The sequence below is a fragment of the Arsenicibacter sp. R0_47 genome, assembly GCF_057652235.1.
This window is the reverse complement of record NZ_JBYFCJ010000041.1, coordinates 25840-49086: the sequence shown is the minus strand read 5'-3', so window position 1 is coordinate 49086 and position 23247 is coordinate 25840. Positions and strand designations below refer to the sequence as shown.

The window sequence follows — 23247 nt, the reverse complement described above, 5'->3', positions numbered from 1 at the left end:
AGTTTATGACACCGGTCGAATACCGACAGGCGGCTTAAACTCCAGTCAAAACTGGCTCATATAACGGGGTAAGGACAAATTGCCAGCTTACGCATGTGCTGATACGCTTCATCTACTGATTTATACGTAGTGTTTTTTTTTGTTGTTTTACCGTTTACGATGCTTTCTGTTATCAGTTTTGCACGACCTGAATAATGTGTGGATAATTGCCAGCTCAACTGAAGTAATTGTGACAATGACAGATCTTCAAGTTTATACTTGTATTGATAGTTTGTAAATAAAATAATTTCTGAATCACCCAATGGGTCATGGTTTTTTTCGATACGTAGCGAAGAAAAATGGTCTACTTCTTCTTCATAATCAACAAAAGGAAATATATAGCTTCTTGCTTTACCAGCTTGCAGTAAATTGCGTAATCGCCGGTAAATGGCCGTTTGAAAGGGTTGTATGAGCGCGATAAACTCGTTGTGAATTGTTGCGAACGGTTGGGTAAGGCGGTTAGTCATCTAATACAAATCGTTTAAGTGTACAATTGAATTCTTGAACAAAGTAGGTGAGAACCGGAAAGAATACCTGAACATTATTGGATTGTTCGCCGAAAATTCGCCCAATCGCCGAAATAGTTTACTTAAAAGAAAGGGCTTTCTGTACAAATAACAGAAAGCCCTTTCTTGTGAGTTGAATGTCAAGATGTTACCTAGTTTTCCTTGTAGCGTTCCAGTTCTGATGCTGAGACTGCTGATTTGCGATTCACTGCTTTCAACTTCTGATTACCGAATTTATAGGAAAGGGTTACATATAAAACCCGTGTTTCATTTATATGATGATAGTCGATATTTGTTCCAATATATGAGCCATAATTGGAAACCCTTATACTATGGAATACGTCGTTAAACGCAAATTTAATAGAGCCGTTGCCATTCCAGAGTGAGCGGCCGGCACCAATGTTGACATATCCCAGTGGCCTGTAGTACATATATCCCAGGGCAGTTTTAGTCCTGCCGACTAGAGACATGTCAATATTCCAGTTATTGACTGTCAGCGAATGCATCCATTGCATAATGAAAGTAGGCTGACTAATTACTGTTGTCGTCCGGAAAGAAGATTCGAATTCAGCATAGCTACCCGTTGTTGTCAATGTTGACCTCCACTGCTTATTGAAAACCACAGGTAAGCTCAGCGTTGCCTGGAACCTGCGTTCATGATCAAAGTTGAGGTAACTGTTAATCAGTTGTCCTATTGAATCGGCTCTGTAAATAACCTCAAAGAACCTGTTATTTGCCTTTTGATAAATTACGGTCAGTGAAATTCGTTTGGGGGTTGTAAACCCAGCCTGAACTGACTGGAAGAACTGGGGCTTTAAGGCAGGATTTCCGGCAATGATGGTAAATGGGTCAACATAGACGTATGCCGGGTTTAAGTAGTTGAAGTTGGGCCGGCTGATTTTGCGACTGGCCGAGAGAGAGTAAGTGAATTTTTTTGGGGAATTATATTGAACTGTCAGAGAAGGAAAGCCATTCCAGTATTTATATCCGGAAATTGTTTTGCCGGCTGATAAGCCGGTTACATTTGAATGCTCGGCGCGAAACCCTCCCTGTAGCAGCCATGAGCCTTTCCGGTACACACCGTTCAGGTAAAGACTACTGATACGTTCGTCGTAATTAAACGAGGCCGCAAGTTGTGGCAGTAAAGTGAGAAAACGGCTTGTATAAGAATTTACAAGTGGCTCTGTATTTATTTGTACACTACTAAGTTTACCTCCCATTTCGATGGATAAAACATCCTTTAGCTTTTTGCTGTAATCAAGTTTAAGGCTACCGATTTGTACATCATAAGGAAAGTATGTAGATAACGTATTGTTGAATTTCTCACTTCGAATGGAAAAGTCGGCCATCGTTTCATTTTTTTCTACATAACGGCTTAAATCAGCATCAATAGATAAGGATGCTTTTTGTGAAGGCAACTCCTTACGCAGTCCAACTCCTCCACTGATATTCTTCAGAGTACTGTTCATCCGGTTTGTTGCGGTAACCTGATCCGTACTATTTCCAATTTTGTAATCTGTCACTGAATTAGGCAGGTATTGCTCACGTTGAAGGCTGCCGTTCAGTGTGCCTCCCAGGGTAAGTGTTGGCGTTATCTGATAATCAATGCCATTCTTAATGCTTACGGTTCCATTACTGCGTGTTCTGTAATTATCAATGTTAGTATATTGATTTTCGCCTAAGTCCTGTTTCAGTATATAGGAATAATAGGTTTTGTTATAAGACGGGGCAATCATGGTGTAGCCACTATACTTTTTGTCTCTGTATGCAAGATTCAAAGATGTATTCAGTTTCGCATACTTACCGTATCCAGGGGATATTGATAAATCACCATTCAAACCCTCCTGCGGACTTTTTTTCAGATATACCATAATCACAACTCCTCCCTGAGCATCGTATTTAGCTGAGGGATTGGTATTTATCTCCAATCTTGATATGCTGCCTGCGGGCAGGGATTCAAGGTAACGAATTACCTGGTCCGAGGTCAATAAAACCTGACGATTATTTACATAGATTATAAAGCTTGTTTTGCCATCTATGGAAACGGATCTTGAAGCCGGATCAAATAGTACTCGGGGAGTTTTACTAAGTATATCAATCACAGATCCGGATGACAATAGCGGACTATTTTCAACATTAACGTTGATTAAGGAGGGAGATAGCTCGATGACTTCTCTACGTGCCCTAACATTCACCGCAGACAAGGTGTGTGCTTCCTTTAGCTGTATTTGAAAGGGAGACTTAAATGTTGCTGATGATACTTCAGCATCCTGAAAACCAGCGGATTCTATTTTTATTGTGAATGTTTTTAACGGCTTTACCAAAGTAATTTTAAATGCTCCTTCCTGATTTGTAAGATCCATTTTAACCAGTGAATCCCTGGTTGAAAATAACAGTATTCTTGCTTTGTTTATCCCGTTTCCATTACTACTTGTAACTATGCCTGCTACTTCATTTACTTGAGAGTAGCCAAGATAAGAGTAAAATAGAAATAGGATTATTGATAGAATTCTAGCAACTGATACGGTCAATCTCATGTGTGTTTTGCTTAAATGGTTGATTATTTATGTGTTGTAAATGCAAATAAACATTTTCTTTAACAGTTAATTTATGATATTTGCTCAAAAACTAAAAAAAATATGGGGTTTTCCACAAAGTTTAATCAATTGATCAATTGGTTCACTAACTGGCCCAGATGGGTATGGCATGTACTCTTCTGGGTCTCTCTGTTTATAATGATCCGCAATCAGTTTGATAGGGTTTGGCTACTGACACCTAATGGCAATAATACTGGTAAGTGGTTGATGATCAGTTGCCATATGCTTGCAACTATGTCTTCTTTCTATTGGCTTGGATACTATGTGAAACCTAAATACTTTGATAAAAAAAAGTACGGCAAGGTGGCTATGTTACTGATAGTATATTGGTTTGTGTTATCTGCCCAAACACATATCCTTTTTTATATTTTAGACACATATTATCCTCCTTCTAACCCATATATAAGCAAACGTTTAATCAATTTTAACAAGTATGGTGTAATCGGTTACTATTTTGTACCTGAAGTTTCCTGGTTTATCTGGGCACACCTGTTCAATTATGTTATGACACCGATTCTGATCAAATGGAGTCGGGATGTGCATCGTAAAAGTGAGGTTATCCTCTCCATGACTAAAGAGAAAGCGATTATGGAGCTGACATTTTTACGCTCTCAGATCAATCCACATTTTTTGTTCAATACATTTAACAGCGTATATGCATCAATGGACAGGGATATACCCTTGGCTAAATCAATTTTTGAGGATTTAACGGAGATGCTTCGGTATGCTCTTTATGAAACTAATGCTGAGTATGTATCTCTCAAAAAAGAAGCGCTGTTTATTGAGGATTATTTGAGTCTGGAAAATATCCGTTATCAGGGTGAACCTCTGATGGAATTGTCCATTGATGATATAAGGCCTGATATTGGGGTCCCTCCTATGATCTTGATTACATTCATTGAAAATGCTATTAAACACGGACTTAACCCCCTGTTAGGATCAGGGTTTATTAAACTTCAGCTAATGGTGGTAGATAACAGAGTCATTTTTGAACTGAGAAATTCAAAAATGAAGGATTATAAACCTGCCAAGGTTGGTGGCATAGGATTAACCAATATTCGGAAGCGGCTTATGTTACTTTTTGACAAAGACTACGTACTGAATCTTGAGGATCAGGGGAGCCAGTATTTCGTTCGTCTTGAAATGCCTGTCGTTATGATTACGGCAGCAGATTCCAGTATTAAGAAAGCGGATGATCATTCCTTAATTAACGCGTAACCATACTATGCAAGTTACTAAATGCTTAATTGTAGAAGATGAACCGCTGGCACAGCAGGTTCTGAAAGAATATATATCTTCTTTTCCGGAGTTATCGCTGATAGGTTGTGCGTTTACTGCCTTTGAGGCAATGACAATGATAAATGCATTTAAGCCGGATCTCCTTTTTCTGGATATTAACCTGCCCCAAATATCTGGTTTTGACCTGCTTGAATCCATTAAAAAGCACAAAATAAGGGTAGTTATAACCAGTGCAGATGAAAGTTATGCGCTTAGGGCTTTTGATTATGCCGTCGTTGATTTCCTGAAAAAACCAATTCAGATGAGTCGGTTTATGATAACGATCTCCCGTCTTCAGGAGCTTTTTGTTCCCAGCGTTGATAATTTTAGCGTGCCGGGACTGAACCTTTCACCTGATTTAAAAGAGTTGCATATTCTTGAACGTAATGTCGAGAAGACAATTAATGTGTTTGACATTTTTTACATTAAGGCAGAGGGGGATTATGTCGTCCTGGTCACCGGAGAATCCAAGCACCTGATCAGTTCGTCTATGAATGAATGTGAAAAGTCAATGCCAGCACCTCCTTTTTTCAGACTTCACCGTTCTTATATGGTTAATTGTCTGCATATTGTTGAGTTTTCCGATGTTTGGGTTAAAATGAAAGGTGGTCAATCAATTACGATTACGCCCAAATATGCTCATAACCGGGCATCTCTTAACGAGTTTACAAACGTCGGGTATTGACAATTAATTTTTCACTAGATAAAACTTTTAATTTATTGTCTTGCTTTTCTGTCTTTCAAAGTTTTATATTTGGTCGTTCAACATTTTTAATGATCAATGAATTAGCAATTTGTTTATCATTAATCAGTATTGAATACTTATAGTACATAAATCAAGTTTAACAGACCTTTACAGAGGGTCAACTCCATCATTACATTGGTTTATTATGAAAGCAAAAAACAAGGTTGTCGAAAAGAATCCATTTGCATTCAGCTCACAAATGGTTATGCCTCGTCAGAAAAACAACTCCGTTAAAACTAAGTTTTGGGGGGGAGAGACGAACGGAACCGGAACCGGTACGGAACTCACAATAAATACAATTCCAACGGTAGGGTCATATTAATCGTACTTTTTGTTTTTATTGTGCTATGAAGTACTTTAGAAAATGTAAACCAAAATCCTGAAGTATGAAAAAATCACCGCTCACCAAAGTTCGGACTCGTGTTGTTTTCAGCCGTATGAATAGTAAATCCCGACGAGGACCTGGACAAACTGGCTCATTAACTACAATTGAGACTACAGTTACCATTTAGGTTTAATTCAAAGCGTATTAAATTATCCTTAAGCCCTTGAAAAACAAGGGCTTCTTTTATTTATATGAATTCAGCAACAGAAACGCCGTTTATTTATTTCAGATTACCTGCCTATCCCTTATCGTCTCTAACAGACTGGTTACAAAAAGATATTTCGCTTTATGATGCCCTAAACTGCATTGAGCATGATGTATCAGCTGATTTTATTACAAAAGCATTATATCTGTCCTCCCCTTCTGTTAATTCTCATTATGAGCAATGGCTTCAATCTGGTAAACAGGCTATATTTAATGAGGCTATTGAAAACACCTTATGGAAATATCTTAGCCGTATGTGCAGCCGGTCCACACCTTTTGGGTTAATGGCAGGGTCTGTATTAGGTAATGTAGCCCATTCAGCTAAGTTATCAATAGATATTACGAATCGCTCTCTTGCACTACGGATTGATCTTCTTGCTTATGTATATCTGTATAAAATACTGTTAACAGAACAGCCATTCCGAACCGCAATTCGATACAGGTTCAATAACTCATATTATCTGCTGGGGTTTGAAGGGAGGTATTCTGAATTTGTGGAATTCAGATCTCAGCGGGTAAATTACGTTAACATGTTTGAACTGACTGAAGCCATTGATTTTGTTATTCAACATTCCCGTGATTACATTTCTTATAAAGAGCTTGTCAGTTTATTGGATCAAGCCTTTCAAACCGGTGAAAGTGATAGTTCTGCCAGTGGTTTTGTTGATGATTTGATAGAGAAGAAACTGTTAATAAGTGAACTTGAACCTGGTGTTTGTGGTACTTACTATGGTGAAAAACTAATTTCCTCTTTAGCAGACATATCGTATTATGAAAAACTGACCTCAGCCCTCAGTCAGTTGACACAGGATCTGCTAAGCCAGCAAACCATTTCAGCCATTAAATCAGCTGATTCTCAATTGGCTGCGTTTTTCAAGGGTGCTCATAATGAGGAGGTGTTTTTTTTAAATGAGCATTCATCCAGTCTGGTACAATGCAATACGTATTTTAATGATAAATCATTGACCTTATCAACGGGATTGGTAGGTAAAGTGATTGAACAGCTTGGTGAGCTTTCTTTTTTGGCGATTAACCCTTCATCTGGTCTTGATCATTTCAGGAAAAGATTTTCTGAGCGGTATCAAGGACAGGAAGTTAGTTTACTTGAAGTACTAGATAATGAAATCGGAATCGGTTTGGGTGCCGACGGTGATCATCCTTTATATGGCTGGATGGCTGATCTCTTTGCTGCTGAATCACTGCCTGATCCCTATGTGCCTGATGGTTTGGATGAGCTTAGACTTTCTGTTTATGAGCGCTGTTTAGCTGATAGTTTATATGAATGTGATTTAGATTCCTTTAGTGTGGCTCTGCGGCTTAAGGAAACTGTACCCGCTACTGTTATAGACCGTTTTTGTAAAGGGAATTATGCAGTAATGGGTACATTTATTAAGCAGGAAAAACATCTACAGAAAAGTTCAGGGGCAGAATTTGACCTACATTTACGGAGTTGTAACGGACCTTCCTTTGCGAATTTACTTGGTCGTTTTTGTCTTGACTCTTCAGTTCTGGAGACCGAGGTAATAACGCTTATTGAGAAAGATGCTGCACGATACCCGGATGTTATATTCGCTGAAATTGAATTTCTGGCCGGTGCCCGTATCGGGAATGTTTTGACCAGGCCTGCTTTACGTGAATATGGTATATCGTATGTCACCCCTTCAGGAGCCAAAGAAATCCCCATCAATGAGTTGTTTATAAAAATTGTTAACGGGAGAATTCAAATGCGTGTTAAAGGTGATAACCGGTTAATCGTCCCTCGTTTAACTACTGCTCACAATTATAAGGGAGGTGATTCTGTTTACCAGTTTTTAGCGATGCTACAATTTGAGTATGAGGGATTTGGACTTAGATGGCACTGGGGATTGTTACAGAATCGCTCTTATTTACCACGGATAAGGTACAAAAATATTATTCTATCCCCTGCAAGCTGGAGTCTGAATAGTGAAACACCCATAGCAGATCAGTTGCACGCACTTGAAAGCCGTTGGAAACTCCCGAGATACATCTGCATTGCTGAGCATGATAATGAATTAATGATTGACAGGTTTTCGGCAGTCGGAATTAATCTCCTAAAAAATGAAATTAAACGGAATGGTACATGCAGGGTTTCCGAATGGTTGCAAACCCCTGATACGACGGTACTTTCTTCGGAATCTAATCAAAAGCTGGCTCATGAAGTTATTATTCCTGTACTTGGCCCCCCTGTGAATTACCCGGTTCTGATGGTGCCTGAAGAATACCATGAACCCGTTTATTTCGGTCCTGAAAGTGAATGGTTATATATTAAGCTCTACACCGGACCATATACCTGTGATATTCTCATTAATAATTTTCTGCCTGAGTTAATCGAGCAGGTGACTATTGCCGGTGTTGATCATTGGTTTTTTATCAGATATAGTGATCCCGATTACCATTTACGTTTGCGCCTGCATTTTGATCCACGGTTAAGATCTGCTGTCCTTGATATACTTTTCAAAACAGTTAGTGCCTGGCAACAAGTCGGGATAGTACTGCGATACTGTCTGGATACTTATCAACGCGAGATAGATCGTTATGGCAGAAGGTCTATGCACCTATGTGAACAACTTTTTCACATTGACAGTCAGTACTGTATGGAGTTACTCCCTTTCGCAGACTCTGATCAGGACAGACTAATTCTGGCTGTTCGTAGTTGTATTGACTATTTTAATTGTTTTGGATTTTCCTTAGATGATCAAATCACATTTAGCCGGCAACACCAGGAATCTTTTCTTACCGAACAACATGAATCAACTAAAATTTATACGTTGCGCAAACGACTTAATGATCAATACCGGAAGTTACTTCCATTATTAAAAGATAAATGGCATTCTCCTGATTGGGATAACTTAATGCTACAACGATTTAATCAGATCCGGCCTGTTGCTGCTCAAATTGTTTCCGTTTATGCCTCTGGTCCTGACCGGTTCTTGCTAAATCAGATACTTAGCTCTATTATTCACATGTCAGTAAACCGAATCTTTAGGCAAAGCAATAGAAAGTACGAGACTGTTGTTTACCATTTCGTCTGCCGTTTTCTGGAAACGCAAAGAGCCAGGTTAAAATAGAGACCTTTGTTATTAGTCTACAAATAAAGTAAACATACTAGGAGTAGTATGATAAATCATTTTGTCAAGTTAAATAAAACGGCCGTGGAATGGCTCATGAATCTATCCCATGTCCGTTTTATTGTTCATGCAGCCTTAGTTTGGTTGCGGTAAGGTAGTTTTCCATAAAGTGAGTTAGCTTGATTATCGAAATGCGTTCCGGTTCAAACACGAACGTTTTAACTATTTCAATTCGGGTATCTTGCTTCTCCATTATCAGGCATATCCGTAAATCCTGTCCATAAAAAAACTGTTCACCGTATTGCAAATTCATGTCCCCGGGAAAATCTACCAGGTATGGAATTTTAGACAGAGGCATATACTTGAATCCATTCATCACTTCATGACAAATAACGTTCAACCGTTCTATCGGTAAAATCTGGAGCAGGTCCTTGAGGGAGACTGGCAGCAACCCCTTCGGCAGGTCGATAGCCAGATTGTGGGAGGTACGTTTGTCCGGTTTGGGTGCCTGTGACCCATTGGTTGTATGAGTGTCCATTGGTTTTCGATCCGTTACTGAATGAATGAAAGCTGGCTGCCAGCTGCTACCCGTGCCGGTGATTTTCGGGCGGGGGGCGGTGGTGCGGGTAAGTTTGGGGTTTCGTACTTCGACCAGTCCAGCGTGGCCGCTCTTTCCCTGAGGGTTGCTCCGGCCTGGGCGATCCCGTCGGTCTCGGCCATTTCAAAATTGGCATAGGTGGTATCCCGCACAAAGCGGCCTGTGAGAAAATCACTAACCCGCCACTGGCAACCCAGGCGGACCCCCGTGGGTGTGAGGTGAACAATGCGATGGATGACTAGTAGGCGCCCTGACTGTAGGTGAATCGACTGGAATTCAATCGGGAATGCCCCCTTCGAGGTCTGGACCTTAAAGGTGTCAATGCGGCTGATGCCCCAGCTTTTTTGCATGAATGCCTGGATAGCCCCTGAAATTTGTACTAAGAACATAGACTGAAACGTAGGTTAGGTGTGGAAGTCAAACAACACTCTGGAATCGGTCAGGCTGGCCTTATAGATCGTATAAGCACTCTGGGCCTGCTTGTCGTTTCGGAATTGGTTGTTGTAGAAGGCAATTTGCTGGACGTTCATCCTGTCATGCCCCAGTATCCCCGCCATGAACAGTACCAGGTTAGGCCGGTCGTGTACAGTAAATGGAGACGGGAACTGGTTCAGGGCGATGTCTTTAATCTGGAAGGACACAAATACCTCCGCACCCGGGTTCTTACAAGCCTTGGGCAGGGCATCTGATTCCAGAATGGCCTTATAGGCATTGTGAAAAAATACCAGGGCCTGTTCCTGGCTGAAATACGTATAGATACGTTCTGCGGGAAAGAAAGAAATGCTCTCGTTCATTGGATTCTGTGCGTTAATACCGGCTTTTCACGCAATGACCGTGCGTAAACCGGTAGGCTTCTAATTCGGCCACTGTCCAGGTTCCGTACTTGACCAGCGCCTTTTGTAAATAGTCTTCGAGTGTCAATTTGGGACCTTTCACCCCAAAATTGACCGCCCGATGGGCGTTCTTCAACAGTTTGGCTGCTTCCCTTTCCACCCATGTAGCGAATACTGCTGGCCGGGTCCGGTAGAGGTAAACGACTTCTGCTTCGTTTTGGAAGGGGCAGAACATACAATTGGATGGCACCGGCACGGGTCGCTCGTAACCGGCGATCATGGCCTGACATTTCGCACGGTCCCAACCTAGATCTATCAGCGGATAGCGGTGGGTCACCGTCTGGCGTCTCCATTTGGGAACCGCTGAGGCTTTTCGCGCAACTATCGGGGCCGCAATCAGCGACAACTGATCCCCGGCCTGAAGCCCTGTCATCCCAATGCCCCCGGCTTCCTGCTCCTCCTGCCCTACCCCGCTCTCGTCCCCGCATCCCAATACCAGCTCATCCTCCGGAGCCGCTACCCGGCTTTCCTCGCCCTGAGCAAAGCCGATCCACGTTTCGAGTTTGCCGAACTGATAGAAATACTGGTAGAAAACCCGATACCCGTTGGCCGTATACCCGTAGGCGATTCGCAGAAATTGTTCCAGAAATCGGTAAGCGGGTTTTATCTTGAGGTTGTCGGTACAGGACTTGTGGCCGGCCACGTACATCAGGTTATCATTGCGCTCCATCTGGTGTAGCAGGTTTTGCCACGGAAGGGAGTGATAGCCCAAATCGGAGGTGATCAGCAGAAACGGAATGCCCACGCTGTCACACCAGTTGGCAAATCCGGCCACCGCTTCGTAGGTTTCATCAAATTCATTCCCGGTATCACTCATGATAAAGAGCAGATTCCTCTCGCCAATGTATTGCCTGCGGAACGCCTGATCGTAAAACGAATGATACGCTAATGCGATGGAGTCCTGCCCTCCCCCGATAAACTGAACCAGGAGTGGCTTTTGCGGATCGAACGCAATATTAATCAATCTTTTTATATGTTGTTCCTGGATGGCTTCCAGTGATGCGTCAACAAGCCTCATAAGGTTAGCGGGTGGTCTGATTACGCCTGACCTGGCTCTTTAAATGTTGATGGACAACTTATTCTGATTTGATGTCCCTCCTTACAATACCTTAAATTACCCCCTTTCAGCCAATAAACCAATCATTCATAATCCTGCGCCCGTCTTTTATCTCCCTCTTGATTTGTTTCGCGATACGTTCAGTGGGATTGCAGCCCGTTGGATCGTTCTGTTTATTCCAATAAAGCCCGATAAACCAGGTACGCCATCACCCAGCCTATGGCAAACCTTACCAGATAGAGGGCAACGGGTTTGAGCTGGTTCAGTATATAGGAACCCACCGGGGTAATCACCAGCTCGACTTCGGCCAAGGCCGGAAGCCGTTCGCCTGCATTTTCGGCTATGATCGACAGCTTGAGTGCCGGTTGGGTATGATAGGGTATCTGAAACCGGGTTTTCCCGGCCAGGGGTAGCGTTTGCCCGGTGTTAAGAAAGGTGATTTTGGTGGCTCCTTCAAATGACCAGCTTACCGTAATGACCTGCCCCGTGTAACACTCCCGGGCTTCCGCACTGATCCAGCCGTCAATTTCTGGTAATGGGGCTTGGGAAGCCGATGATTGGGTCAATAGCTTGTCGAGTTGGTTATACGCGCTGGTAATCAGGGCAAAGTGGTCCTTGTCGGGGGTAGCTCCTTCCCTATTAGAGTCCGGGTGATACCGGGCTGCTAAGTCCCTATACCGTTTTTTGAGTGTTTGGGGCGTGGCGTTTTCATCCAATCCAAACAAGTCGAGCAGTTCGTTACGGTTGAGATCATTCATCTTTGTTGCAGGTTTGTTATGTTGAAAAGGAGGCAAACAGCTCAATACAGGCTTTGACTACTTCGGCGCTGAACCGGTTGCCCCGGTCCACGGTGATCGTGGTTTCCAGATCAATCCAGTACTCCCCGCATTTGACCGTCGTTTCGATTCTGCCCAACTGGGCCAGCATACTGCGGGGTGTTAAGCCTCCCATGAAGCCACCCCGGTTTTTACCGATGGGAATGCGGTATGGAAGTGTCGTATGTAGCTCTCCGATGGGATAGATAACGGCGACATTAGCAACTCTGGATACCAGAAATGGAATGAGTGTCGATTGGGGGTATAGGTCAGCAAGTATGAATTCCTTTTTAGCTTTGCGCCGAAAGGCTTTCAGGCACCTTTCGTTGTAACTATCCGGTATTTCGTCCGTATTTACCTGAATACGGTTAAACAGGTTCCAGAACTCACCCAGGTAATCTTCCGGCTGGCTGAATCCAGTTAAGAACTCATGTGCCAATTGCCCCCCAAGATCGGCCGGGAGGGCTACGGGCTTTGGTTGTTTAACCATCCCGGATTTGAGAACGTGCAGACAGTGTACAGACGGATAACGGGGAGTATCCGCCTTCGTTTTGGAGAAGATCATGTCCTTTAAATAAACTGATGCTGCTGGCTCAGGGCTACGAGTTCGCGGGGGTCTATGGACCCTTTGGCCCGACAGAAGTTCAGGGTTGGCAGCATACGAATCGGTTGCTTTTGCGTAATGTTTCCGGGAGCTGAGTATTCACTTGATTCCCCCCCCTCCCTGGATCTGGATCGGCAATGACTGTACGTTATATCTCCTGGTGCTTTGGCCGTCGAAGGACGTATCCTATCGGATAGTAGTTTATTCGTCATGTAATTAAAAAACAAATATTTAATAGCTGATAAAGTACCTGCTGAGGCCCTAAATTGGGGTATTCCGTGCTCATTAGGTCTGTTTATTTAATAACAAGTTCCGATAAACTTTCACTAAATAACAGCCTAATTTATTTTCTCCTGCCGGACCCTTTGTTCCGGTAGCTGCTTCCCTTTCTCACTTCTCCCCCATGCTTCCCTGCTGATTTTTTCCGTTTCGGGCTTCATTGTGCGTTTTTTGTGTGCCTCTATGTCTATAGTATGAGTAGGACAAAGCGTTTTTAATCACCCTCGTTTTTCGGTGTTTTTTAATTAAGAAAACTCAGTAAAGTACAATTTCTTTGAACATAGATCTGCGTGACTGTGTTGGGGCCTATTGGTCAGTCTATCGTTTGTTAATCCATTCTTTCTCGCCCTACTCTGTTGCTTGAATGCCATAATTACACCAATGCGTTATTGCTATAATTACACGGATGCTTTACTTATGTAGTTACCGGTTTGCATTACTTATGTAGTTACGCGGGTGCTTTAATGATGCTTTTAAATCCTTGCTGTAATGCCATAAATACGCGGACGCTTTAACTATATAGTTGCATGTTCCCTTTAAATACATACATACGGCATTTATGCGCTCAGCGTATATATATATTCCTTTTATTTAAAGGTATGCATTATTTAAAGCCTTTAACGCTCTTACGTGTCGCATGTAAATACGCTTCTTATATAACACCCATATTTAATGTTAATACAGTAATGCTTTAAATGTTGTTCTTATATAAAGTAGTAAAACCATTAAATACATAAGGGCGGTAAATCTGCGTTTGCAATAAATACCGTTCATACATCTATACATTAAACCAATAATTGCATCAAATATATATGAAGCATAAAATACATAAAGCCATTATATATGCTAATGCTGTAATGCAATACGAGGCGTATTTATATGACACCGGTATTTGTTGTAAACCACGTAAACGCCGTAAATACAGGCGAAATGTATAGTTTGTAAATACAGGGCATATATATGAGCGGTATTTGCGTTATTTGTATGAAATAAAGGGCAGCTATATTGCTATCAACTGAAAAAAGGCTTATATTTGTGATAGTCAATTGGTTCTGTCTCAGATGGGTCCAATCAGCCAGTCGCAACAGCGATGAAACTTGATAAGACATATCGTAAAAATTCAAACCCAAACACAATGATTATTAGTGTTACAAGCCTGAAGGGTGGTGTTGGCAAGTCAACTATTGCCATGAACCTTGCCGTCTGTTTCCAGCAAGCCGGATTCAGAGTATGTCTGGTCGATTCGGACAACAACCTGAGTATGATGGCCTGGCATCAGATACGGAAAACCAATCATCTGAGCGATCCGTCCCTGCCCAAGGCGATTCCGGCTATCCAGTTGCCCGATAAGCGCCAGATTGATTCCCTGTTAACTTCCCTGACGGAAGCGTTTGATGTGGTTATTATTGACGGTACACCCCATATCGACGTTGTGCAGCAATTGGTCATTGTTTCTTCTCAACTCGTTGTCATTCCCCATACACCGGGAACAACGGACATCTGGGCGATGGAACGGTTTCTGGAAGTTTACGAGGATCTGGAAATCCAGGCTAAACGGACGATTCCCAATCTGTTCGTGCTCAACAAGTACAATGATCGCACCCTGCATGATCGGGATAACAAGCAGTATCTGATCGATAAAGGCGTTGCTCTGGCACAAACGGCTATTCACGACCGACCCGCAGCCTACAAAGATATTGTTGCCTGGGGGAAAGGCGTTCTGGAAGGCGACAATCAGAAGGCCAAGGAGGAGTTTTCACAATTCTTTCTTGAAGTTTGTCACAAATTGGCCGATCTGGGTCTGATCCGCAAACAAGAACAGAGTAGATCAACTAATCCGGAACCTGCTGCTAACGAAGTGGTTGGCTGATTGGCCAGATGTCAAAACCAATATCTCAGAATCGTCCGGACCTGACTTAAACAGGACCTCTCCCCAAAACATTGAAAACTATGACACCGACTACACAGGAAGAGCCAATAGCTTCAGCAACAACGAATCGCAAAAGTCGAAAATCAGAACGTCCTTCGCTGGCAAGTGCTGCCCCATTTGCCCCCCCAATCCGAAAAAATATTCCAGACGACGACGACGACGATCTGAGTAAATACTTACCCGATACGGGCAATAAACCAGTGGAAGAGAGCGGTGAACCCGTTTCAGCCAAGGCCCAGAGTGAGGAGTATGCGGTTCTTCCAGGTCAGATGGAGGTGACCCGGGAGGCAAAGGCGGGAGCCGTAAAAAACCTTTCGGGAGCGGCCAAAGCGGTAAGGCAATCCAATTCGGCCAATAAAGATGCCAAGCGAACGTCGTTAGACTGGCCGGAAGGATTAGGGGAAAAAATTAAGATAATCTGCGCTTTTCGAGGCCAGCCCAGCATGAAAGACTATTTGATCTCGCTGGTCCTGGCCGACATTGAGACGCTTCCCCCGGCCATGAAATCCGTGCTCGATCTCATGGATGAACAGGTAAAGAAAGACCGGAAAGAAAAGAAAATCCGGAGATAGTAAAGTTATTGGAAAAGTACAAAAAAGCCCGTCGCAAAACGGGCTTTTATTTTTGGCTGTAGAAAACGGACTGATGAAGGATACAGAAAAAGAAAAGACCCATCCGTTGGCTCCACTTCAGTCGTAATCCCCGGCGGTAACCGGATTTGGCTCGGCCCGGATACCACTGGGCACCATCTCGGTCGGCATGTATAAATTCGACTGGGTTCGGGTCGCGCCCACGTAGAGGACATTGATTTCTTCCAGCAGAGCCAGCCGACGGGCCTGGGTGAGTTCAGAGGGCGGGGTCTTGTGAACCTTCCGCAAGAGGTCCTCCCTAACAAAGTCTTCACAAAGCTCCACCTCGCCGTACTCCATACCCTTGCTGCGGTGAACGGTAGAGAAAATGATTTCGGCTTCTTCTTTGGTATGGACCTGCGCTTCTTTGATGGCTTTGAGCAATCCCGGCAGATCCTGCCCGTAGGTGACGACCGTATCGGCCATGATCTTCAGCTCCCGGTCTCCGGTTGTCTCAATATAGCGGAGCAATTCGGTAAAGTCATACATGGAACTGATCAGGGGATCACGGATCGGGTAGTCATTTTCCAGATACAGGTTCAATACATCAAGCATGGAAGTGCCCGAATCGCTGAAGAGGTAGGATTCCATCCGGCCTTCAAAATAGAGTTTGCGAATTTGTTGGGTGCGAATCAGGTAATAAATGGCTGCATCGAGAAGGGAAAGATTGGACCGGGCGAGAATGGCAAAGGTTGGAGAGGGCGTTTTACCCCCGATTCCTTCGATTTCCGGTCCGTTCTCGTCTAATCCGAGGTAAGACTTGTATAAGAGAATGCGCTTGGCTACGGCGGCAATATCCGGCCCAAACCGAAAGCTTTGCGATAGATGGAGGGTGGGGAAATCGACGGCCTCCATTGAATTGATGGCCTGCCTCCAGCCGTAAATCTGCTGGTGGGTATCGCCCACCATAATCTTATGGCCGCTCTGGCTTAGAAAAATGTCGAGCATAACGGTCGAGGCATCCTGAGCCTCATCGAATAGCAAATGCGTGTACCGGCTCAGGTCGGGACCGGATAGCTGATAGGCTTTCAGGTAGGCATCGTGGGTGACGGGCAATTGGCCGCTGATCATCTGGCCCCAGTAGGCCCAGGCTTTCTGATAGAGTAAGGGAATGCGCTGACTCAGGAATATGCGGGCTTTGGCATCAACCCCGGCGAGATAGTCAATATCGTCCAGGTCGGTCGCTGCCGAATTGCAGTAGATCGTTACCAGCCGGTCGATGTGCCGGGCCAGAATGAGCGTGTCGGTGGAGCGGGGACTGGCCAGACCTAATTCCTGGGCGATTTGGCCGGGTTTACGGGCATATTGCTGCACCGACCATTGGTTGACCCGTACCAGCTCCTGAAAGGCCAGCGAATGCGCCGTTTCGACCCGTACATTGCTGACACCCATTTGCCGGAATTGCGCCCGGGCCGCTTCCTTGACGGTTTTATTAAAGGCCAGATACAGAAACCGGGCCTTCGGTCTGGCCAGTACGTACTGGCGTAAGGTGGTGCTTTTTCCCGAACCGGCGACGGCGTTGATCCGCAAGTTGCCTTCGGTAGCGATGATCTGGTGCTGCTGATCGGTCAGTTGCATCGGTTTTTGGGTGGGTTGTCAGGCTACATAAAAAAAACGCTTTATTTGACTAAATTAGCGCAAAGTATCCGGTAATTCAAATGCGCTCAGAAAAGCCGGAGGATGGTCTTTTTTGTCCCTGTTGATTCTATGATTCTAAACGGAATGTTGTTATTTTTTTTCTGGCGGGTTTGGTCTACCTGGTATGGCTCTTTCGCAGCCCTACGGTAAAACGCTCACACGTTTATCGGATTGGCCGTTCCCATGCTGTTCTGGAGAAACTGAATGAAATCGGAGCCGATAATCCGGTTCGGATTATCGGGTATCTGCGAACCGTTGACGCGCTGGTGTTTGAGGAGTTGCTGCTGACGGCTCTGGAGAAGCGGGGATTCACGATTGGCCGCAACCAGCGCTATACCGGCGATGGGGGGATGGATGGGCGGTTCTGGGATCGCTACGGCCATGAATATATTATTCAGGCCAAACGGTACAAAGGGTTTATCTCGCGCAGGCATGTGGGGTCTTTTGCGACTTTGATCGAATCGCGTCCGGAGGTTAAGGGAGGTTTATTCATCCATACCGGACGCCCCCCCCCGGAACTGATCCGGACGATGCGTTCCAGTGGCGTAACCATCATTTCAGGGGAGAAACTGATTGATCTGTTGCTAAGGGATACTGAGGTTATGGTTTATCCGCTATTGGGCCGAATAAGCTGATGAAACCCCACGCAAACTAATGGAGTACCAACAAAAAAGGAACCGGGTCAGTGGTTCCTTTTTTGTTGCGGTTTAGGCACTCTTTTTGTTCAGATGACCCGCCGGGGGCGTCTCAATGAACATGGTTTTGCCTAATTGTTTGAGGGATTGTAAACCGTTGCGGAAGCGGGTTCGGGCCGCTTTATTCCCTTTTTCCATTGCCTGGTAGTTAATTTTGAGATCATTTACTAATGAATCCAGTTCCGAGAGACGTTCTTTTGCGGTTAACATGCCATGTATGAATTTTGGTTAGAAAACAGATCAATGGGTCATCTCCGCTGTTTGCTGGCAATCTGGGCCTTCAGGGTTTGCACCGACTGATGGTAGGCAATGATCCAGGTGCCGGACCCATGCTGGGCGGGGTGGATTAATAGGGTGATGTCGAGGTTCTTCATGTGGACAATCTCCAGATGAATCCCTTCGGGATCGCCGGGTCTGGCCGAAATAAACCGACCCTTCTTAGCCAGTGTCTTCGCGTCCAGATTCAATACATACTGCACACCGCCCATCAGGATGCGCCAACGCGTCTCGGCTGGATCATAATAGACCTGATCGGTTAATTGTCCGGCATCATAGTCTTTCACCAGAAAACTTTCCGTTAAATCAGCGATCCAGACGGGTTCTTCCCATGCCGTAATGCGGACCAACTGAATCCGCTGGTTTGGACTGAGCGCATTCTCGGGTAGTTTTTTTCGGGCCAAAAGAATGGTTGGCCAGAAGGTTGATTCGCCTTTCAGTTCTTTTTTGGTGATCCACTGCCCGTTGGCTGACTTTTGTTGCAGTCGCACGTAGAGGCAGGGTGGGGGAGGGGGAGCCGTTGGCGTTTCGGTTGGCGTTTCGGTCGCCGGTTGCTCGGCAGTATCGGCCTGGTTCATGTCCATCTTCGATCCGTAGCTTTATGGGGTAGCAAATGTATAACTATTGGCAATATAAAACAATCGTTTTATATGCTGACTTTTTCTACCCTTGCCGCCCTTTGGTTTCCGGGGCAGAATGAAAAAAAAGCTCCAGGGTAATGCCATAGTGGAGTAGAGCTGCTTCGACTTCTTTGTAACCCCGGGGAGAAATTGTGAGGAGACTTGTCCAGTACGTGGGGGGGGGAGGTTGAATAGTAAATCCCTGACTGTTAGGTACTGATGATGGTTTCCGTCGATACCTGTCCATTCACGGTAATCGCTCAGGAGGGTGGTGCGGGTAACTACGCGCAGGCCAATATCTTTGACCAGTAGCGTACTACTACAGATTTCACACAGTTTTTTTCGCCGGTTAAGTTCTGCTTCTATACCCTGCTGCATGTTTATTAACTGGCTTGTCGGAGTTTTCGTGAATGATTTTACGTGATGAGTTGGCTCCATTCCGGCACACTATAAATAAGTTGTTTATTATGAAGCACTAAGGAATAAAAAAAGCCGGGAAAGTCCGGCTTTTTCGCGCAAATGATCGTTTTTGATAAATAGGTCCATTGGGTATGATATACTCTCGCCCATCGTTATTTCTTTCCGTTCTCTTGCTGATCGTTCGGATTCTGCTCATCAGGCTTTTCCTGAGCATTCTGCGCTTCCCGGGCCAGTTTGGCGGTTTCAAATTCTTTCTCAAACTCGGAAGAATGGTAAACCTTTTCCACTTCGTCATAGGCAGGTTTGAACACGGCACTTCCCCCTTGAATCACCGCTTTGTCCCGCAGGTAATTGTATTTGAGGAAATTGATCCGGTAGATCTTGTTCGTTTCGCGCGTGTCTATATAAAGCCAGGCGAAAAGGACGGTAAGCAAAAAGAACAGACCGGCAATGGCCACGCTGATACCCCAGGTTTTTTTGCTGATAAAGGCGGGTAAGTTTGCGTACTCGTTCGTTTGTTTGGCAATCAGCTTTGTATGAGTTTCAACAAGTCCTTCCAGGTGGCCCAGGTTATCCTGAATCGCTTTCAGGTGTTGAGGAGGAATCGGCGGCTGACCGAAGGAACCAGCCCCTTTTTCGAGTAGCTGGCTAATTCCCTGTAGTTGATGGCCCAGATTATCCAGGGCCTTTGCCTGGCCCCCGCTATCGCCCTCTCCGGTTTTAGCGCGGATGTCGGACAGATTTTGCTGAAGTCTGCCCAGACCTTCCTGTACGAGCTTGAACCGATCCCCCAAACCATCCTGAATTTGCCTGAATCCGTCGCTCATCGACTGATTCAGCCGGGCCAACTGTTCCTCATAATTCACTGGCGGAACGGTGACCGGTAGTGCAGATGGTTGGGAATGCTGGGGCGTTGGAACAGGTTGAGGAACGGGTTCATCCATTGGTAGCTCAAACGGTTCGGGGTTAGCTTTAGGGATATGCCTCGTCAGTGGTTTTGTGAAAAAGTCACTTTGACCAGGACTTGGGGCTGGATTGTGGTCTATCTTTGGGGAAGCCTCGGGAGCAGTTGTGGCGGGTGCCTGAGCTGCTGTGGGGGCTGGTTTAATGACAGGGGGGGTATAGGTTTCCTGTTGCCATTTAATGTGTTTAATGGCATCGGTCAAGCCTTTCAGTACGACGCTGACCAGCCGTTCATTGTCTTCATGGGGTAACTGCGGGTCCAGTTCAGACAGTTCCTCGATCAGATCGTCAGGGGAGAGGGATTCTACAGCGCCGGTTGCGGTTAAGAAGGCGAGAGTAAATTGTCCGGTTGCCTCCAGGAAACCCAGGCTGATGTAATCCTGGGCTTTGTAGGCAATTGGGTCCTGAAACGGATAAAAGGAATTGACTACCAGGGTCAGATCGGCGTATTCTTCCCGAATATGATCGGCGAGGTAATTCAGATAGATCTCGTCGGGTTCAGGTTTGTAGGCTTTAGCCTTGCGCTCCATTTTTTCGACAACAGGCACATTACCGAATTTGCTGGCTGCACTGGCCTGGCTCATGCGGTCTACGCCCGTAACGACCGGCTGGGGTATATCATCCTCGGCTTCCAGAAAAGCGGTATCGGTTTCACCCTCTTCCTGGTGTCCGGCAAATTCATCAATGCCATATTCTTCTGACATGACCGAGGGGGGCGGGGTATTTGACTTGTTCGATTCCATAAGGGGCTAATTGTCAATGATAGGAGAAAAGATTACGGCCCTGCTGAATAAGCCTCATCAGGGCCGGTTCGCTCATGATGAGCAGAAAAATTACGAACGCCAGCAGGACGTAACTGATTACCAAGGCAATAATGACCCATTTGGTATCGGTGAGTTTCCAGGTCGATGCTGACGATAGTGAAGAGGAGAGCTTCTTCATGATTCGACAGGTTGGTTTATGGGCTGTATCTGGCCCAGATTAATCCCGTGTTGAATCAGTCTGTCCATCAGCCAGTTCAGGCGTTTCAGGACCAGGGGCCGGCGGTCGGGGTCACGCCGGAAGCGGTCAGCTTCAAACAATAGGTGGTTCCATAATCCGCCTATTGATAAATGGAAATAATGGGGAGGTAACGATAGCTGTCTCATACGAATTTGAATTATGGATATAAAGATAAAAAATCGTTTGTTTTATATTCAAGCTTTTTTGTATTCACCCGCATAAAAGATTGCACTGTGCTTGTTGTCAACAGGCTTTTCAAGGCCCTTTAATGGGCTGTAGTGCATGTAGAAGGCGATTAAAGGGACTGGAGCGTTTTTTGGAAGAAATGCGCTTATTGGGCGTTTTTGGGGTCGTTTAAGCCTACTTTCGATAATCAATGCGTCATAAAAAAAGGATCGCTTAATGGCGATCCTTTCAAGAGGGGAGGAGAAAACGACACGCTGGCTGATCAGGTTACGATGACCTTTCGGGCGTATAGCCGGTCACGACGACTTAGCCGGGCATTGGAACGGACAGGAAACTGTTGCAGGTAAAACTCGATCTGCTTGTTTTGCATACAATGTTCCCGCTGAATTTCATCCTCATTGATAAAAATGATATTCAGGCGCGTTTCGACCGTAGCCCCAATCTTATCCCGCAGATTATGAAGCAGGTGAACGCATTTGTTTTCATACCCTTCATCCTTCCGGTATTTAATGCTGACACTGAGGTAGGCGTAACCGGTCTCGTAATTCGAAATGGCCAGTGCCCATTCTTCAGGGTTGTCCTGAATCATCTGCCACTGTTTCTGCTCCTGCCGAAGCGCGTTGATTTCTTCCTCCAGCTTTCCTTTCAGTCGGGGCGATGCTGTCCGGGCTTTCTCGCTGAGCTGTTGTAGTTCCTGCTCTACGGCAACCAGGTAGAATCCAATGGTGGCGACTTTTTCAGCCGTATCCGGCTCTTTTTGCAGGCGGTAAACGTGTTTGGTGAAAAACGACAGTTTACAGGCTGGCATCCCCCAGTTGATGAGTTTGATGCGTCCGGATTTCATCGACACAAAGGGTTCAAAGAGGGGCATCGTCCGGTGCGACAAAAAGATGACTTCACCGGGTTGCGAGCCGATAATGCTGGGCTGGACGGGTCCTGCCTGGTACTGGGGCGTGAATACCTGCCGGTTTGGATCGCGCAGATCACGCCGGCTTTGTTTATCGTTCAGATCAACAGATTTGGGCTGCACGGGGATTGTGGTTGTATCCCAGGTGCCTTCAATGTCCCAGCTTTGGCGGTCGGCGGTCAGCGGGGTCATCGTTCCCAGTAATCGGAGTAATGCGGCTTCATGTGGTCCTGGCTGATTTTGTTTGGGCAGTGGGCCGGTTACCGACTGATCGGTGAATAAATGGGTTCCGACGCCTGGCATTGGCGCTTGGGCTGGTTCAGTGCCCGATGGATCGAAGAGCGTTCCCTGGATGAACCGGAATGTGCCTTTCTCCCCATTGGACCGGGATGAGCCGCCCTGTGTTTTACCGGCGGTAGCGCTGCTGGCTTTGTCTTTCTTAGTCATGGTTTTGTGTCTGAATTTAGTTTTTTACTCTGGGGGTAAATGGCTCCGCCCCCTGTTTAGTACGTATCCACTTCTCGTTTTAGCATTTTATTCTGAGGGTAAACGCCCGCTTTGCTAACAGACTGGCCTCGAATACGTTATCCTTGATAAGTGTTGAATAAATATAGGAATAGAACGCCAGATAGCCAGCAACAAATGCAGGTTTGCACCAAAAAAATGAGGCAAAGGTATAAATTATATGTGTACTACGGATATGAAGAAAGGGTAGAGGTTTTTTATGACCGGTTGGCTTAAAAAACTGATCAGGTAAACGACAATAAATAGAATAAAAAAACAATAAAATATATCAATGAATAAATAGATTAATCTACTAAAAGGGATAAAAAACCAAAATGGATTAGCAAACTAAGATAGAGTATTTTAGTATTTATTGCTTGCAAAAAAA

21 protein-coding genes are annotated in these 23247 nt (G+C 45.0%); 6 read left to right on the top strand and 15 right to left on the bottom strand.

All coding sequences use genetic code 11. The features are described 5' to 3' along the window. Positions 1–56: 56 nt before the first annotated feature. Positions 57–506: a hypothetical protein gene (locus AC23NW_RS33275; RefSeq protein WP_487454968.1), complete on the bottom strand. Its 450-nt coding sequence runs from the start codon at positions 504–506 to the stop codon at positions 57–59. A gap of 191 nt (positions 507–697) precedes the next feature. Continuing rightward, the gene (locus AC23NW_RS33270; protein WP_487454967.1) at positions 698–3082 is read right to left on the bottom strand and encodes an outer membrane beta-barrel family protein; all 2385 of its coding nucleotides are present in this window, start codon (positions 3080–3082) and stop codon (positions 698–700) included. A 198-nt stretch (positions 3083–3280) separates the two neighbouring features. Here AC23NW_RS33270 and AC23NW_RS33265 point away from each other — a divergent pair, with 198 nt between their 5' ends. The 3 genes from AC23NW_RS33265 (at position 3281) to AC23NW_RS33255 (ending at position 8843) form a co-directional block, all read left to right on the top strand. Further along, positions 3281–4360: a sensor histidine kinase gene (locus tag AC23NW_RS33265; protein ID WP_487454966.1), complete on the top strand. Its 1080-nt coding sequence runs from the start codon at positions 3281–3283 to the stop codon at positions 4358–4360. 7 nt (positions 4361–4367) lie between these two features. Next, positions 4368–5105, top strand: coding sequence for a LytR/AlgR family response regulator transcription factor (locus AC23NW_RS33260; protein WP_487454965.1), 738 nt, complete (start codon positions 4368–4370; stop codon positions 5103–5105). A gap of 636 nt (positions 5106–5741) precedes the next feature. Continuing rightward, a complete protein-coding gene (locus tag AC23NW_RS33255; RefSeq protein WP_487454964.1) occupies positions 5742–8843 on the top strand; it encodes a lantibiotic dehydratase in 3102 nt (1033 codons plus the stop codon). A 118-nt stretch (positions 8844–8961) separates the two neighbouring features. On the opposite strand, the gene AC23NW_RS33250 is transcribed toward AC23NW_RS33255, so the two are convergent. The 6 genes from AC23NW_RS33250 to AC23NW_RS33225 form a co-directional block, all read right to left on the bottom strand. After that, on the bottom strand, positions 8962–9381 hold the full coding sequence (locus AC23NW_RS33250; RefSeq protein WP_487454963.1) for a hypothetical protein: 420 nt from the start codon (positions 9379–9381) through the stop codon (positions 8962–8964). 14 nt (positions 9382–9395) lie between these two features. Beyond that, complete coding sequence (locus tag AC23NW_RS33245; protein ID WP_487454962.1) at positions 9396–9830, bottom strand: hypothetical protein; 435 nt, start codon at positions 9828–9830, stop codon at positions 9396–9398. A 15-nt stretch (positions 9831–9845) separates the two neighbouring features. After that, positions 9846–10235 (bottom strand): hypothetical protein, encoded by a 390-nt coding sequence (locus AC23NW_RS33240; protein ID WP_487454961.1) that lies wholly within the window; start codon positions 10233–10235, stop codon positions 9846–9848. A 13-nt stretch (positions 10236–10248) separates the two neighbouring features. Next, on the bottom strand, positions 10249–11352 hold the full coding sequence (locus AC23NW_RS33235) for a hypothetical protein (RefSeq protein WP_487454960.1): 1104 nt from the start codon (positions 11350–11352) through the stop codon (positions 10249–10251). Between the two features lie 212 nt (positions 11353–11564). Continuing rightward, the gene (locus AC23NW_RS33230; protein WP_487454959.1) at positions 11565–12149 is read right to left on the bottom strand and encodes a J domain-containing protein; all 585 of its coding nucleotides are present in this window, start codon (positions 12147–12149) and stop codon (positions 11565–11567) included. Between the two features lie 16 nt (positions 12150–12165). Further along, entirely contained in the window at positions 12166–12771 is a 606-nt protein-coding gene (locus AC23NW_RS33225; protein WP_487454958.1) for a hypothetical protein, read from the bottom strand. Positions 12772–14224: 1453 nt separating this feature from the next. On the opposite strand from AC23NW_RS33225, the gene AC23NW_RS33220 reads away from it, so the two are divergent. Both AC23NW_RS33220 and AC23NW_RS33215 read left to right on the top strand, forming a co-directional pair. After that, positions 14225–14959, top strand: coding sequence for an AAA family ATPase (locus tag AC23NW_RS33220; protein ID WP_487454957.1), 735 nt, complete (start codon positions 14225–14227; stop codon positions 14957–14959). An 80-nt stretch (positions 14960–15039) separates the two neighbouring features. Further along, positions 15040–15591, top strand: coding sequence for a hypothetical protein (locus AC23NW_RS33215; RefSeq protein WP_487454956.1), 552 nt, complete (start codon positions 15040–15042; stop codon positions 15589–15591). A 117-nt stretch (positions 15592–15708) separates the two neighbouring features. On the opposite strand, the gene AC23NW_RS33210 is transcribed toward AC23NW_RS33215, so the two are convergent. Then, positions 15709–17226 carry a UvrD-helicase domain-containing protein gene (locus tag AC23NW_RS33210; protein ID WP_487454955.1) on the bottom strand — a complete coding sequence of 506 codons (1518 nt, stop codon included), beginning with the start codon at positions 17224–17226 and terminating at the stop codon, positions 15709–15711. A gap of 170 nt (positions 17227–17396) precedes the next feature. Here AC23NW_RS33210 and AC23NW_RS33205 point away from each other — a divergent pair, with 170 nt between their 5' ends. Further along, positions 17397–17921, top strand: a complete 525-nt coding sequence (locus AC23NW_RS33205; protein WP_487454954.1) for a restriction endonuclease — start codon at positions 17397–17399, stop codon at positions 17919–17921. Between the two features lie 72 nt (positions 17922–17993). On the opposite strand, the gene AC23NW_RS33200 is transcribed toward AC23NW_RS33205, so the two are convergent. The 6 genes from AC23NW_RS33200 to AC23NW_RS33175 all read right to left on the bottom strand — a co-directional run bounded on the left by AC23NW_RS33200 (position 17994) and on the right by AC23NW_RS33175 (position 22802). Beyond that, complete coding sequence (locus AC23NW_RS33200; protein ID WP_487454953.1) at positions 17994–18191, bottom strand: hypothetical protein; 198 nt, start codon at positions 18189–18191, stop codon at positions 17994–17996. A 38-nt stretch (positions 18192–18229) separates the two neighbouring features. Beyond that, positions 18230–18835, bottom strand: coding sequence for a hypothetical protein (locus AC23NW_RS33195; protein WP_487454952.1), 606 nt, complete (start codon positions 18833–18835; stop codon positions 18230–18232). A gap of 614 nt (positions 18836–19449) precedes the next feature. Continuing rightward, on the bottom strand, positions 19450–21003 hold the full coding sequence (locus tag AC23NW_RS33190) for a hypothetical protein (RefSeq protein ID WP_487454951.1): 1554 nt from the start codon (positions 21001–21003) through the stop codon (positions 19450–19452). 13 nt (positions 21004–21016) lie between these two features. Beyond that, positions 21017–21202 carry a hypothetical protein gene (locus AC23NW_RS33185; RefSeq protein ID WP_487454950.1) on the bottom strand — a complete coding sequence of 62 codons (186 nt, stop codon included), beginning with the start codon at positions 21200–21202 and terminating at the stop codon, positions 21017–21019. Continuing rightward, positions 21199–21408 carry a hypothetical protein gene (locus tag AC23NW_RS33180; RefSeq protein ID WP_487454949.1) on the bottom strand — a complete coding sequence of 70 codons (210 nt, stop codon included), beginning with the start codon at positions 21406–21408 and terminating at the stop codon, positions 21199–21201. The genes AC23NW_RS33185 and AC23NW_RS33180 overlap by 4 nt, the downstream gene beginning before the upstream one ends. 302 nt (positions 21409–21710) lie before the next feature. Then, positions 21711–22802, bottom strand: a complete 1092-nt coding sequence (locus tag AC23NW_RS33175; protein ID WP_487454948.1) for a hypothetical protein — start codon at positions 22800–22802, stop codon at positions 21711–21713. Positions 22803–23247 lie beyond the last annotated feature (445 nt).